Origin of the sequence: Roseateles saccharophilus, assembly GCF_004342485.1 — a bacterium.
Taxonomy (GTDB): Bacteria; Pseudomonadota; Gammaproteobacteria; order Burkholderiales; family Burkholderiaceae_C; genus Pelomonas; species Pelomonas saccharophila.
Map to the genome: position 1 here is coordinate 76888 of NZ_SMBU01000021.1, position 14342 is coordinate 91229.

Sequence of the window (14342 nt, forward strand, 5' to 3'; positions counted from 1 at the left end):
GCCTCAGCGCGGCGCGGAGGCAGCCTGCAAGGCCTGCTGCAGCTCGTTGTGCTGCAACAGCCGGGCCGGCCAGACCTCGCCCACATGCGCAAGGCTGGCGCAGTCCATTCCCAGATCGCTGGTCGACTGCTCGACCAAGGCCTGCTGCCCGCGTTGCAATTGCTCGCGGGTGTAAGGCCGCTGTGTCGCGGGAATGCCAACCCGGTCAGCAATGCCGCTGGCCAGCATTGCGACCAACAAATCGTCGGCGCGCGGCAGCAGCCAGCGTGCCAGGCGCTCGCAGTTGGTGCGCCGGGCGCCATCCTCGACGGCGGCCGGGCTGCAGTAGCGGCTCTGGCCGAATGGGCTCGGGTCCCACTGCGCCGCCTCGCGGCCGATGATCTCGACCAGGGCCAGCCCCTGGGCCTCGGGGTCGCCGGCCGCGCCACGTGCCTCGGCGAAGGCAAGCACGAATGGACGACCGGGGCTGAGCGAAGGCCTCGCAAGCGCCTGCTCCAGCGCCAAGGTGGCGGCAGGCTCGTCGCGTCGGGCCATGGCCTCAGCCATCAGCCGCAGCCAAGGCCGACCGTCCTGCGGGTTCAGCGCAGCCCAGGCCTGGGTCGTCAACGCCGCGCAGGCCGGTACGCTCGACGTGGCGCGTGGCTCGCCGCAGGCCTGCAGCGCCAGACGGTAGGCGGCGGCATCGCGCGAACGCGCGGCGATCTCGGCCGCGCCCTGGGTATCGTTCATCAACAAGCGGGCTGCAACCTGCTCGCGTTCCGAGCCCACCGCCAGGCGGGCGGACATGCGGCTCAGCGCCGCGTACTTGCGGTGATCGAGAGATTGCAGCATCTGCTCGGCGCGGGCCTGCTCGGCCGGATTCCAGCGTTCGATCTCCTGCCTCGACACCCAACCCAGGCCGCAGATGTCGGCGGCCTTGTCGGCCGACGCTGGGGGACGAGCTGCAGGCACCGCGGCCGCAACCACTGGCGACGGCACGGCCGCGGCAGCCGACGCCGCACCTCCCGGCTGCGGCACGACCTGCTGCGCAGGCTGCGGTGCCTGCACCCAGGCCCGCCACCCCAAGCCGCCGGCGGCGCCAGCAAGCAGCACGGCCAGCCAGCGAGCGTCGCGCCTCACCCCCCCTGCCCCGCCAGCGCCTCCCGCACCGCCGCCACCTGCCGGCGCGACACCGCCAGCCATTCGTCGACATGCACGATGCGCACGGCCCAGCTGTCGGCGGTCTCAGCGGAGTCGCCGCCGTCGAGTTCGCCGAAGCTGGTCGGCGCATGGCGCTCCAGCTCGCGCACGGCCCAGCGGGCCACCAGCGCATTGCGGTGCACGCGCAGGAAGCGCTCGCCCCAGCGCTGCTCCAGGTCGGACAGCGCGCCATCCATCACATGGCTCTCGCTGGCGGTGCGCAGCGTCACGTACTTGAGCTCGGCCTTGAAGTACAGCACCTCGGTCAGCGGCACGCGCTTCAGGCGGCCGCGCTCGGTGATGGTGACGAAATCGGCCTCGGGCGCGGCCGCCCCCTCGCCGGCCTGGGTGGGCTGCCGGGCCTGCACGGCAGCGCGTTCGGCCAGGCGCTGGGCGGCGCGGGCCAGCGCGGCCTGCAGGCGCTCGCGGCGCACGGGCTTGGTCAGGTAGTCGATGGCGTCGAGCTCGAAGGCGCGCAGCGCATGCATCGCATGCGCCGTCACGAACACGATGAGGGGCACGGCCTGGCCGGCGGCGGCGCGCTGGGCCAGACTGTCGGCGAACTGCAGGCCGTCGGCGCCGGGCATCTGCACGTCCAGCAGCACGACATCGCAGCCATGCTCGCGCAGCCAGGTCCCGGCCTGAGAGGCGGTGGCCGCTTCGGCGACGACCTCGCAGCGCGGCTCGATGACCGCATCGACAAGGCCGCGCAGGCGCAGCCGCGCCAGCGGTTCGTCGTCGACGACGAGGATCTTCAGGGTGCTCACGCATACCTCCGTGCTGCGCAGTGTTCGGGTTGGCCGGGACTGCCTCGGTCGCCCAGGGCCGGTCGGCCCCGGGGGCGGCCAGAATCCTAGCGTCGGATCGGCACGCGGCGCCGTCGCGGGAAGCCGTGACTTCCCCGGGGGCGGCCGGCGCTGCCCCGTCAGGCACCAGACAGCCACCGACATCGACTCGTCACGGCGGTCGATCAGATTGTGAGGGTCCCCTGCCACTCCCAACATTTTCCGGAGACCGTGAATGAAGACTCGCTTGACGCTCATCGCCGCCGCGGCCCTTTTCAGCTGCGCCGGCCTGGCCCGCGCAGAAGACGCCGATGCCAAGGTCCGCCATGTGCTGCTGGTCAGCGTGGACGGCATGCATGAGCAGGACCTGGCCCGCTGCGTGCGCGACCGAACCTGCCCGAACATCGCCGAACTCGCCCGGCATGGCGTGACCTATACCGACGCGCACACGCCCGGGCTGTCGGACTCCGTGCCCGGCCTGGCCGCGCTGGTGACCGGCGGCGGCCCCGTGTCCACCGGGCTGTTCTACGACGACGTCTACGACCGCACGCTCTACCCGGGCTGGGACACGAACTGCTCCACCCAGCCGGGCGTCGAGGTCTTCCTGCAGGAACAGGTCGGCATCGACAACCTCGACGGCGGCGCCCTGCTGCACCTGGACGGCGGTGGCGACTTCAACCCGCAGCAGATCCCGCGCCGCAAAACGGCCACGGGCTGCGTGCCGGTCTACCCGCACGACTTCATCAAGACGAACACCATCTTCGAGGTGGTCAAGAAGAACCTGCCGGGCTCGCATACCGCCTGGTCGGACAAGCATGCCTGGGGCACGGACTGGGTCAACGGCCCGTCCGGCAAAGGCGTGGATGACCTGGCCCGCACCGAGATCAACTCGATCGACCCGGCCTCGGTCAGCGCGGCCAACCCCGGCGGCAGCGACTACACCCAGTCCTTCAGCGGCAACACCGCCACCGACCCGGCCTATCTGCACACCGAGACCTTCGACAACATCCACCTGCGCAATGTGCTGAACCAGATCAACGGCAGGGACTCCACCGGTGCGAAGGCCGCGCCGGTGCCCACCGTCTTCGGCACCAACTTCCAGACGCTGAGCGTCGCGCAGAAGGCGCTCAACAGCGAGGGCGGCGGCTATGTGGACGCGGCGTTCACGCCCAGCCACCATGTCAAGGCCGCCATCGCCTACATCGACGACGCCATCGGCCAGATGAGCGCAGCGCTGAAGGCCCGCCACCTGCGCGAGCGCACGCTGTTCATCATCAGCGCCAAGCACGGGCAGTCGCCGGCCGACTACTCGCGCCTGAAGAAGATCGGCGACCGCGTGTCGCCGACGCTGGGCACGCTGGTCGGCGGCGCCAGCGGTAGCGATCCGGTCACCGGCAACAACGTCGTCTACGGCTCGGTGACGACCGACGACGTGGCCTTCATCTGGCTGGCCGACCAGAGCCAGCGCGACCAGGCCGTCAACCTGCTGCAGGCCAACACGGCCTGCCCGACGGTGGACCCGGTGAGCAAGCTGCGCGTCAGCGGCGACGGCATCTGCGCCGACAACGGCGGCGCCGTCATCGACCTGAGCAAGATGCCGCAGAAGTTCGGCAATCCGGCGGACGGCCGCACGCCGGACATCATGGTCCAGCCCAACCCCGGCGTGATCTACACGAAGAGCAAGGGCAAGGACATGGAGCACGGCGGCTTCGCGCCCGAGGACGGCCATGTGGCCCTGCTCGTCTCCCACCCCGGCCTGGAGCACCGGCTCGTGCGCAGCCCGGTCGGCACCAAGCAGGTGGCGCCGACCATCGTCAAGGCCCTGGGCCTGAAGCCCTCGCTGCTCGACGCTGTCCGCAAGGAAGGCACCGCCGTGCTGCCCAACCTGTTCGAGGACGGCCGGCTGGAGAACTGACGGCTCGTGCCGGCCTGTGCCCGCAGGGCTCAGGCCGGCACGACGATGTGCACGGAGAAGCGCCCGTCGACGGCTTCGATGTCGAAGCGCGCCGCCACGTCGTGCATCAGCCGCAGGCGCTGGCGCACATTGCGCAGTGCCAGCCCGTGGCCGGCCGTGCGGGCCGGCCCGCCCACCGTGTTGATGACGCGGATCTCGACCTCGGTACCGCGCCGGGCCGTCGTAACCTCGATCTCGCCGCCTTCGTCGTTGGGTTCGACGCCGTGGCGCACGGCGTTCTCCACCAGCGGCTGCAGCAGCAGCGGCGGCACGCGGGCCGCGTCGGCCTCGGGGTCGAGATGCCAGACGACGCACAGGCGCCTGCCGAAGCGGATCTGCTCGATGGCCAGATAGCGCCTGGCCAGCTCGATCTCCTCGCCCAGCGTGACCGAGGCGCTCGCATCGGCCAGGGCCACGCGGAACAGCTCGGCCAGGTCCTCCAGCACGCCCTCGGCACGGGCCGGGTCGATCTGCACGAGCGCGATGGCGCTGTTCAGCGTGTTGAACAGGAAATGTGGCCGGATGCGCGACTGCAGCTCGACGAGCTGGGCCAGCGCATCGGCCGGGCGCTGGCTGCGCTCGCGCAGCTTGAGCCAGGCCAGCAGCATGGCCGCACCACTGGCGCCGGTGGCGGCGACGCTGCCCCAGCGCCACGACAGCGCGGGCTCGTCGCCGGCCAGGTTCAGCAGCGCAAAGCCGGAGATGGCGGTGGCGGCGCCCAGGCCCATCAGCGCCAGCCACTGCGCCGGCTCGGGCAGGCGCGGCCACAGCCGCTTGGCCGCGCAGACGATGAGCAGCCAGGACAGCACCGCGAACAGGGTCACGACGGTGCCGTTGGCCGTCAGCATCAGCCATTGCCAGAAGTTGCTTGCCACCAGGGCCGCACCCAGACCCAGCAGCAGCTGCACACCCAGCACGGCGCGCAGCACCAGGCCGACATGGCAGACATCGAAGGCGCGGGTCGGGTCCAGCAGCGGCGCGGAGTTCAGCTCCGGCATCTCGGTGGCCGCAAACCCCAGCCACTGGCTGACCTGCAGGGAGTCGTGCCAGACGCTGTGGCGGGGCTCGGGCCTGCGGCGCTTGAACAGACGCATACGAGGGGCTCGATAATCACGGGTTGCGGCGCATTGTGCGCGCCGAATTCCGACGCCTGCCCCATGTCTGACAACCAACTCGCCAACAAGTCCCAAGCCTGGTCCGCCCTGTTTTCCGAGCCGATGAGCGACCTGGTCAAGCGCTACACGGCCAGCGTCGGCTTCGACCAGCGCCTCTGGCGTGCCGACATCACCGGCAGCCTGGCGCATGCCGAGATGCTGGCGGCCCAGGGCATCCTGAGCGCCGAGGACCACGCCGCCATCCAGCGCGGCCTGAACGAGATCGCCGCCGAGATCGAGGCCGGCCAGTTCGAGTGGAAGCTGGACCTGGAGGACGTGCACCTGAACATCGAGGCGCGCCTGACCGAGCGCGTCGGCATCGCCGGCAAGCGCCTGCACACCGGCCGCAGCCGCAACGACCAGGTCGCCACCGACGTGCGCCTGTGGCTGCGCGGCGAGATCGACGAGATCTCCGGCCTGCTCGGTGGCCTGCAGCGCGTGCTGGTCGAGCAGGCCGACAGGCATGCCGATGTCATCCTGCCCGGCTTCACCCATCTGCAGGTGGCCCAGCCGGTCAGCTTCGGCCATCACCTGCTGGCCTATGTCGAGATGTTCGCCAGGGATTCGGAGCGCCTCGCGGATGCGCGCAGGCGCGTGAACCGCCTGCCGCTGGGCGCCGCGGCCCTGGCCGGCACCAGCTACCCGCTGGACCGCGAACGCGTGGCCCGCACGCTGGGCATGGAGGCCTGCAGCCAGAACAGCCTGGACGCGGTCAGCGACCGCGACTTCGCGATCGAGTTCAGTGCCGCTGCCACGCTGGTGATGCTGCACATCTCGCGCCTGTCCGAGGAGCTGATCCTGTGGATGAGCCAGAACTTCGGCTTCATCGCGCTGCCCGATGCCTTCTGCACCGGCTCGTCGATCATGCCGCAGAAGAAGAACCCCGACGTGCCCGAACTGGCGCGTGGCAAGACGGGCCGCGTCGTCGGCCACCTCGTCGGCTTGGTCACGCTGATGAAGGGCCAGCCCCTGGCCTACAACAAGGACAACCAGGAGGACAAGGAGCCGCTGTTCGACACGGTGGACACCTTGAAGGACACGCTGCGCATCTTTGCCGACATGCTGGCCGGCCTGCGCGTGAAGCCCGAAGCCATGCGCGCCGCCGCGCTGAAGGGCCATGCCACCGCGACCGACCTGGCCGACTACCTCGTCAAGAAGGGCCTGCCCTTCCGCGACGCGCACGAGGTCGTCGCCCATGCCGTGAAGACCGCGACCCAGCAGGGCGTGGATCTGGCCGCGCTGACGCTGGAACAGCTGCAGACCTTCGACGCCCGCGTCGAGGCCGACGTGTTCGACGTGCTGTCGCTGGAAGGCTCGCTGAACGCGCGCAACGTGCTGGGCGGCACGGCGCCGGCCCAGGTGCGCGCGCAGGTCGCGCGGCACCGCACTCGCCTGGCCTAACGCTTCAGGGGCCGGCGCGCGGGCTTGCGGGCCGGATCGGGAACTGCATCTCGACGACGGACTCGTGCATCGCGTCCGGCTCGGGCAGACGCAGGAACAGCTCGCGCCCCGGTCCGTCCAGCGCGTCGCCGTTCTGGGCCAGGAAGGCGCCGATGCGCGCGGTCACCAGATGCGCGTCCTCCGGCCCACCGGTCCGTACACAGACCGCCATGCGCTCGATGGCCGGAAGCTCGCTCCACGTCAGGACCGAGCCTCGCGGCAGCGCAACCGCCGCGTCGGTGTCGAGCGCGAAGCCGAACTCCAGGTCCAGCGCCTCCTGATCGAACTGGAGCGAGTGCGCGACCACGACGAGCGGCCCACCGTGGCGCTTCGGCAGGATAGGGCGCACCAACTGCCGCAGCAGGCCGATCATTTCCTGGGCTTCGCCGAACGAGGCGACCCTGTGGCGCATCGACAGGAGTCGATGCGCGGGTTCCGCGCGGACCACGACGTCTTCGGAGGACAGCCGGCCGTCGGCCTCGATCTGGGCGATGCGCGTCTCGATATGGCGCAGGCGCTGCACCTCCGCGGCCAAAGCCCGTTCGGCATGGTTGCGCCGCTGCAGCAGCATGCTGCGCAATTCCGCCGCGCTCACCTGGGACTTCAGGATGTCGCGCACCTGATCGAGGCTGAATCCCAGCTCCTTGAGCACCGTGATGCGATTGAGCTGGGCCAGCTGCGCCAGCGTGTAGTAGCGATAGCAGCTGGAGGCATCGGCATGGGCGGGCACGAACAGGCCGAGCTCGTCGTAGAAGCGCAGCAGGCGGGCGGAAACCCGGGCGATGCGCGAAAAGTCGCCAATTCGAAACATGTCGGTTTCCGCCCGGAGTGAGGGTCAGTTCAGCGCGGCGCGAACGCAATCGCCGTTCAGGCCCATGCCTTGTACGGTGGCTTGCTCCTTTTGGATCGCCTCGCGGACGGCCGGGTACATGACCACGTCCTGGAACAGCGCCGCCAACCTGGGATAGCGGGCCGCATCGAGCCTGAAGCCGATGTACTGGAAGGTGATCAGGTTCGAGACCACCGCCACGTCGCCCATCGACAGGGTGTCGCCGGCCAGGAACCTGCTCATGCCGAGTTCCGATTCGAGGTAGCCGAAGGTCTCGGGCAGCGCGGTGTTCAGGACCGCGTCGATCTTCTGCTGATCTGGCGCGATCCTGTTCACGTTCGGCTGCACGAAGACCTCGATGAACAGCGGGTGGACGATGTGCCTGAAGATCGTGCCGCCGGCATAGTTCTCGAACCACATCGCCCGCCCCAATGCCCGGGGCTCGGCGGGGTAGAGCGGCCGCTGCGGATGGGCGCGTTCCAGGTATGCGCAGATGGCGGCCGAATCGCCGAGGGTGAAATCGCCGTCGGAGATGACCGGGATCAGGCCCGTGGGGCTGACGGCCCGCCAGTTGGCCGGAAGGCTGTCCGGCACGACCGGGACGACTTGCCGAAGCTCGTAGGGAAGGCCCTTCTCGATGGCTGCGACAATGACCTTGCGCGTATGGACCGAGATGGGGACGCCGTGAATCTGGAGCATGGTGAAAGCTCTGGTGAAGTTGCGGGAGCGGCCACTGTCATCCTTCACGCAACGGCAAAGTCAAGCGCTTCTCGCGGTCAGTGCTGCGCACGGCTCCGCCCCCTTTGAGCTGGCTCAAGACCCTCGCGAGCCCCGCCACCTAGCATCCGTCAAATGAGCACCCTTGCCTGGACCGAATCCCTCGTCCTGAACAGCCCCAAGCTGGACACCACCCATCAGGAGTTCGTCGAACTGCTGAACGCCTTCGGCGCCGCGCTGGATGGCGGCGGCGACGCCCTGCCCGCCTACCACGCGCTGCTGGCCCATACCGAGGCCCATTTCGCGATGGAGGAGGACTGGATGGCCCGCTGCGGCTTCGAGCCGCAGAACTGCCATGCCAGCCAGCATGCGATGGTGCTGCGCGTGATGCGCGAGGCGCTGCGCTATGCCAACGAGCTGAACGACCGCGAGCCGCTCACCATCCTGCGCTGCGAGCTGGCGCAGTGGTTCCCGCAACACGCCGAGATGATGGACGCCGCCCTGGTGTTCACGATGGAGCAGCGCGGCTTCGACCCGGTCACCGGCCTGTGCCGCGAACCGGTGGCGGCCGGCGCCGCGCACAGCTGCGGCTCGGGCAGCTGCGGCGGCTGAGCCTCACTTCTTCAGGTCGTCGAAGAAGGCCTGCGAGTTGGACTCGCGGCCGAGGAAGTCCTTGACCAGTTCGGCGGCGGGCTTCTGAGCGCCCTGGCTGAGCACGCGTTCCCGGTAGCGCAGGCCGACCTCGGGCGAGAGCTTGTCGGCCGCGAACGCGGTACGCAGGTCCATGGCCACCACCAGGCTCCACAGATAGCCGTAGTAGCCCGCGCCATAGCCGCCGGCGATGTGGGCGAAGCCGGCCGGGAACATCGTGCCGGGCACATAGCCCAGCGGCGTGGCGCCCTCCATCCGCGCCCACAGCGGAAGCGGCTCGGGCTTGGGGCTTTGGTGCAGCGCCAGGTCGTAGCTCGCGTACAGGTGCTGGCGGCCGAACTGCATGCCCTTGCCGTAGTTCTTGGCGGCCACGGCCTGGTCGACCATCTCGTCCGGCACGGGCCGGCAAGAGGCGCAGACCTCCTGCATCAGCTTGAGCACCTTCTTGTCGTAGACCCAGTCCTCCAGCATCTGCGAAGGCGCCTCGACGAAATCGTGCACGACGGCCGTGCCGGCCAGGCTGGTGTAGCGTGTACTGGACAGGTCGGCGTGCACGGAGTGGCCGAGTTCGTGCAGCAGGGTCTCCACCTCGTCCAGCGTCAGGCCGCTGCGGTCGAAGTTGACGACCAGAGCCGCGGCCGGCGTGCGGGCTATGCGCGTCGCGCTGCCGCGCAGCGGCCAGACGGCGGCGTGGTTGTACTTGCCGTCGCGCGGGTAGAGGTCGACGTAGAGCTGGGCGATGGGCTTGCCGCTGGCCGCGTCGCTGACGACATAGGTCTGGGCCTCGTCGTGCCAGAGCTTGTTGTCAATGCGCTCGTACTTCACGCCCATCATCTTCTCGATGACGTGCAGCGCGAACTCCAGGCTCTGCTGCGGCGGGAAGTAGGGGCGGAAGGCGTTCTGGTCGACGCTGAACTTCTCGCGCTTCACGCGCTCGCTGTAGAAGCTCGCATCCCAGCGCTCGATCCGGGTCTGCTCCAGCGGCTGGCCCAGATGCCTGGCCTTGTCGGCGCGCAGTTCCTGCAGCTCGGCCTTCTCGCGCGCATCGACGGCGCCGGCCACCGAGTCGAGGAAGCGCGTCGCCGTCGCGCTGTCCTTGGCCATGAGCCGGCGCAGGTTGAAGTCGACATAGTTGTCGAAGCCGAACAGCCGGGCGTACTCGCCGCGCAGCGTGGCGATCTGCGCCAGCAGGTCGAGGTTGGGCTGGCCGCCCTCGTTGGTCTTGGCCCGCCACATGCGCTCGCGGGCCACGCCGCTCTCGGCACTGCGCATCACGGGCACATAGCTCGGGTAGTCCACGCCGAGCAGGATGCGGCCCTGGTCGTCGCGCTTGGCCTTTTCCCACACGCTGGCCGGCACGCCCTTGAGCTCGGCCTCGGTGAAGGCGACGCGGGTGCCGGCATCGCGGATGTTCTTGTTGAACTGCTGGTCCAGCTCGGTCAGCTTGTCCAGGATCTGCTTGGCGCGGGCTCGCTTGGCCTTGGGCAGGGCCACGCCGCTGTCCTCGAACTGGCCCGAGGCCAGCCGCACGAACTCGGCGTCGACGCCGTCGGCCTTGGGCGCCTTCTGCAGCGCGCGGTAGATCTTCTCGTTCTGGCCCAGGCTGGAGCCGAAGTCGGCCCAGCGCAGCGAGCAGGCCTGGGCGGCATCGCGCACGGCCTTGTCGGGATGGACGTTGAGGACGAAGTCGGTCGGGTTCTGCTTGTCCTCGAGGTAGACCGACAGGTCGTCGAAGGCGGCCAGCCAGCCCGCGTCGACCTTGCGCTTCTCCAGCTGTGCCACGCGCTGCCTGGCACCCTTGAGGCCTTCGTCACAGGCCTTGTTCAGGTCGGTGACGGAACCAAAGCCGGGGAAGTTGGGGGCAGGCAGCTGCGGCGTAGCCTGTGCGGCCGCGGCGCTCAGCACCAACGCGGCCATGGTGGTCAGGACGGGTTTCATCGCGTCTCCTTTGGGAAGGCCGCGATTCTGCGGGCCGGGCCGCCGCCGGCCGTTCGGCACACCCTTATTTCTGCAGCAGGGTTTTTACCTGGGCCAGCGCCGTCGGGTCGTCCAGCGTCGTCAGGTCGCCCGGGTCGCGCCCCTCGGCCACGGCCTGCAGTGCGCGGCGCAGCAGCTTGCCGGAGCGGGTCTTGGGCAGCAGGGTCACGAAATGCACGCGCGCCGGGCGGGCCACAGCGCCGAGCTGGGCATCGACATGCTTCATGATCTCGCCTTCCAGCGCGGGCGAGGCCTGCACCGGGTCGCGCAGCACCGCGAAGGCGATGGCGACCTGGCCCTTCAGTGCGTCCGCCACGCCGACGACGGCGACCTCGGCCACGGCCGCATGGCCGGAGATGCATTCCTCGATCTCCCGCGTGCCCAGGCGGTGGCCGGCCACGTTGATGACGTCGTCGGTGCGGCCGAGGATGAAGGTGTAGCCGTCCGCGTCGCGCAGGCCCCAGTCGAAGGTGGAATAGACCTCGCGGCCCGGCACGCTCTTCCAGTAGGTGTTGACGAAGCGGGCGTCGTCGCCCCAGACCGTCTGCAGGCAGCCCGGCGGCAGCGGGTGGCCGATGACGAGCACGCCCTTGCGGTCGGGCTCGGTCAGTTCCTCGCCGCTGTTCTCGTCGAGCAGCTTCACGTCGTAGCCGTACATCGGCATGCCGGGCGAGCCGAAACGCGTCGGCACGGGCGCCACGCCAGGGATATGGTTGGCCACGGTCAGCAGCGGCCAGCCGGTCTCGGTCTGCCAGTAGTTGTCGATGATGGGCACGCCCAGGCCGTCTGCGATCCAGCGCGCGGTCGGTTCGTCCAGCGGTTCGCCGGCCAGGAAGAGCGCACGCAGGCTGGCCAGGTCGTGGCGCTTGAGCAGCGCGGCATCGTGCTTCTTCAGCACGCGCACCGCGGTCGGCGCGCTGAACATCACCGTCACCTGGTATTTCTCCACCAGGCGCCACAGCACGGCGGCGTCCGGATTGACGGGCGTGCCCTCGTACATCAGCGTGGCCATGCCCTGCAGCAGCGGCCCGTAGACGATGTAGCTGTGGCCGACGACCCAGCCGATGTCGCTGCTGGAGAAATAGGTCTCGCCGGGCTTGCCGCCGAAGATGTAGTCCATGCTGGTGGCCAGCGCCACCGCATAGCCGCCCACGTCGCGCTGCACGCCCTTCGGCTTGCCCGTCGTGCCGCTGGTGTAGAGCGTGTAGCTCGTCGTGTTGGACTCCAGCCAGACGCAGGGCACGCGCCGGCCCCAGTGCTGGCTGCGCAGCTCGGCATAGTCCAGGTCGCGCCCCGCCACGCGCGCGAAGGGCGCGAGGCCGCGGTCCACCATCAGCACGCCGGCCGGCTTGTGGGCCGACAGCGAGATGGCCTCGTCCAGCAGCGGCTTGTAGGGCAGCACCTTGCCCACGCGGCTGCCCGCGTCGGCGCTGACGACGAGCTTGGGCGCGGCGTCCTCGATGCGGCTCGCCAGGCTCACCGACGCGAAGCCGCCGAACACGACAGAATGGATCGCGCCGATGCGCGCGCAGGCCAGCATCGCGAACGCGGCCTCCGGGATCATGGGCATGTAGATCAGCACGCGGTCGCCCTGCCCCACGCCCTGGGCCTGCAGGATGGCGGCCATGGCCTCGACCTCGGCCTGCAGCTGCGCAAAGCTGTAGACCACTTCCTTGCCCACCTCGGTCGACACCCAGATCAGCGCGCGGCCGTCCGGCCGGGCCGCCGCGTGGCGGTCCACGGCGTTGTGGCAGAGGTTGGTCGTGCCGCCGACGAACCAGCGCGCAAACGGCGGATTGCTGGCGTCGCAGATCTGCTGCGGCGGCGTCTGCCAGTCGATGCGCCTGGCCTGCTCGGCCCAGAAGGCATCGCGCTCGGCCAGTGAGCGGGCGTGGAATTCGGCGTAGGTCTGCTGCGTCATGCCGCGAGTGTGGAGCGCAGGCACTGACAAGAGTCTGACCCGTGTGGCGTGACAGAATTCAGGGTTTCCACCGAGAAAATTCTCGGCCAAGCCGGGGTTTGCCCTGAAAATTACAAGCTTTACGTCCACTTCGGTTGACGCTGCCCGGGCGCCCTCCTACGCTGCGCGCCGCTGTCCCTTCTCCGCTATCGCGGCCGCTTGCGGCCCGCACCTGGTTCCCGCCTCCCGTCCCGAATGTCCCTGGTTTTCTCCGCTGCCCTGCTGAATCGCATCGCTGCTGCCGGCCTGCTGGCCGCCGGCTGCGCCATGGCGCAGGCGCAGGGCGTGGCCCAGGCCGCGACGACGCCGCCCCCGGGCACGATGATGGGCGCCTACGGCCAGAGCCTGCAACAGCAACAGCAGCAGGCCGCGACGGACAAGGCCGCGCCGGCCGCCAAGCCGGCAACCGCCACCAACAACGCGGGCGACGCGGTCAGCCGCTTCCTCAGCGAACGCGGCCTGCTGAACAGCAGCGAGCAGAGCGCGCCCGCACGGCTGCTGAGCAGCGTGCGCGACACCGCCTCCGACCTGGTGCTGTCGGCGATGAACTTCCTCGGCGTGCGCTACACGCGGGGCGGCAATTCGGTCGAGAACGGCTTTGACTGCAGCGGCTTCACGCGCCACATCTTCGAGATGAGCGTGGGCCTGGTGCTGCCACGCCGTGCCGACGAGCAGGCCAAGGACAGCAGCCTGCTGGCTATCCGCCGCGACGACCTCAAGCCCGGCGACCTGGTGTTCTTCAACACGATGCGTGCCACCTTCAGCCATGTCGGCATCTATGTCGGCGAGGGCAAGTTCATCCATGCGCCGCGCACCGGCAGCGCCGTGCGCGTGGAGGACATGCGCGATGCCTACTGGGCCAAGCGCTTCACCGGCGCGCGCCGCGCCGACCTGAAGGCCGCCTCGTCCGGCGAAGGCCTGCCGCTGACGCGCTGATTTGCGCGGGCACTGAAACAGCGAAGGGCGCCGATGGCGCCCTTCGCGTTTGCCGATCGACCGATCAGAAGCCGAAGTTCAGCACCGTGTCGGTGGTGAGCGTCAGGTCCTGGGTCTTGGGCGTCGTCACGCCGGTGGCCAGGGCCTCGAGGTGGTACTTGGCTGCATCGGCCGGCGTGCTGGTCCAGGTGAAGCTGGTGGGCATAGCGGCATAGGGCGTCAGCACCGGTGCGGCCAGCGGCAGCCGCATCGAGTAGGCGCCGCTCGCGGCGTCGGCGTTCGCGAAGGCCACCTCCACGCTCGGACCGCCGGTCAGGGCCTGCACGGCGCGCACGCTGCCTCCGGTGTTGGCCGTCGAGCCGGCCAGCGTGATCGTGCCGCTGACCACCGCCGACGCGGCCGAGGCGGGCGGTGACAGTCGCACCGTGTCGCTGCCGACATAGGTGTAGGCGGTCGTCGTGACGGGCACGCCGGTGACGACCGCATTCGCGCGGCCGGCGGCCGTGACGACCAGGTCATAGCTGCCTGCCGGCACCGGGTAGAGCACGAACTTGCCGGTCGCGTCGGTCGGCGTCGCGCGCACCGGCACGCCAGCCGACTCCACCGTCACCGTCGCGCCGCCATTGGCCAGGCCGGCATCGACGAAACCGACGATGCGCATGCCGGCTGTTATGACCGTCGCTGTCTGAGGCTTGCCAGGGCTTGATGTCCCAGGAACGTTGGGGGCGTTCGTGAGAACGCTGCCGCGGTCATCGCGGGA

General features: G+C 69.6%; 12 protein-coding genes. 4 read left to right on the forward strand and 8 right to left on the reverse strand.

Annotation, left to right across the window (positions count from 1 at the left end):
• Positions 1-3: 3 nt before the first annotated feature.
• Both EV671_RS16780 and EV671_RS16785 read right to left on the reverse strand, forming a co-directional pair.
• On the reverse strand, positions 4-1119 hold the full coding sequence (locus EV671_RS16780) for a hypothetical protein (RefSeq protein ID WP_132573800.1): 1116 nt from the start codon (positions 1117-1119) through the stop codon (positions 4-6).
• Positions 1116-1946 (reverse strand): LytR/AlgR family response regulator transcription factor, encoded by an 831-nt coding sequence (locus EV671_RS16785; RefSeq protein WP_243655775.1) that lies wholly within the window; start codon positions 1944-1946, stop codon positions 1116-1118. Before EV671_RS16785 ends, EV671_RS16780 begins: the two co-directional genes overlap by 4 nt.
• A gap of 253 nt (positions 1947-2199) precedes the next feature.
• Here EV671_RS16785 and EV671_RS16790 point away from each other — a divergent pair, with 253 nt between their 5' ends.
• Positions 2200-3879, forward strand: a complete 1680-nt coding sequence (locus EV671_RS16790) for an alkaline phosphatase family protein (protein WP_132573804.1) — start codon at positions 2200-2202, stop codon at positions 3877-3879.
• 29 nt (positions 3880-3908) lie between these two features.
• Here the strand turns inward: EV671_RS16790 and EV671_RS16795 are convergent, their stop codons facing one another.
• The gene (locus EV671_RS16795; protein ID WP_132573806.1) at positions 3909-5012 is read right to left on the reverse strand and encodes a sensor histidine kinase; all 1104 of its coding nucleotides are present in this window, start codon (positions 5010-5012) and stop codon (positions 3909-3911) included.
• A gap of 63 nt (positions 5013-5075) precedes the next feature.
• On the opposite strand from EV671_RS16795, the gene argH reads away from it, so the two are divergent.
• The gene (argH, locus tag EV671_RS16800) at positions 5076-6473 is read left to right on the forward strand and encodes an argininosuccinate lyase (protein WP_132573808.1); all 1398 of its coding nucleotides are present in this window, start codon (positions 5076-5078) and stop codon (positions 6471-6473) included.
• Between the two features lie 4 nt (positions 6474-6477).
• Here argH and EV671_RS16805 read toward each other — a convergent pair whose 3' ends face one another.
• Together EV671_RS16805 and EV671_RS16810 are read right to left on the reverse strand one after the other, a co-directional pair.
• The gene (locus tag EV671_RS16805) at positions 6478-7323 is read right to left on the reverse strand and encodes a MerR family transcriptional regulator (RefSeq protein ID WP_132573810.1); all 846 of its coding nucleotides are present in this window, start codon (positions 7321-7323) and stop codon (positions 6478-6480) included.
• A gap of 24 nt (positions 7324-7347) precedes the next feature.
• On the reverse strand, positions 7348-8040 hold the full coding sequence (locus EV671_RS16810; protein WP_132573812.1) for a glutathione S-transferase family protein: 693 nt from the start codon (positions 8038-8040) through the stop codon (positions 7348-7350).
• A 153-nt stretch (positions 8041-8193) separates the two neighbouring features.
• Between EV671_RS16810 and EV671_RS16815 the strand changes: the two genes are divergently transcribed.
• Positions 8194-8670, forward strand: a complete 477-nt coding sequence (locus EV671_RS16815; protein WP_132573814.1) for a hemerythrin domain-containing protein — start codon at positions 8194-8196, stop codon at positions 8668-8670.
• A 3-nt stretch (positions 8671-8673) separates the two neighbouring features.
• Here EV671_RS16815 and EV671_RS16820 read toward each other — a convergent pair whose 3' ends face one another.
• Together EV671_RS16820 and EV671_RS16825 are read right to left on the reverse strand one after the other, a co-directional pair.
• Positions 8674-10647, reverse strand: a complete 1974-nt coding sequence (locus EV671_RS16820; RefSeq protein WP_132573816.1) for a M3 family metallopeptidase — start codon at positions 10645-10647, stop codon at positions 8674-8676.
• Positions 10648-10711: 64 nt separating this feature from the next.
• The gene (locus EV671_RS16825; protein ID WP_132573818.1) at positions 10712-12607 is read right to left on the reverse strand and encodes a propionate--CoA ligase; all 1896 of its coding nucleotides are present in this window, start codon (positions 12605-12607) and stop codon (positions 10712-10714) included.
• 234 nt (positions 12608-12841) lie between these two features.
• Between EV671_RS16825 and EV671_RS16830 the strand changes: the two genes are divergently transcribed.
• Positions 12842-13582 carry a C40 family peptidase gene (locus tag EV671_RS16830; protein WP_338139959.1) on the forward strand — a complete coding sequence of 247 codons (741 nt, stop codon included), beginning with the start codon at positions 12842-12844 and terminating at the stop codon, positions 13580-13582.
• Positions 13583-13646: 64 nt separating this feature from the next.
• On the opposite strand, the gene EV671_RS16835 is transcribed toward EV671_RS16830, so the two are convergent.
• Complete coding sequence (locus EV671_RS16835) at positions 13647-14243, reverse strand: carboxypeptidase regulatory-like domain-containing protein (RefSeq protein ID WP_132573820.1); 597 nt, start codon at positions 14241-14243, stop codon at positions 13647-13649.
• Positions 14244-14342 lie beyond the last annotated feature (99 nt).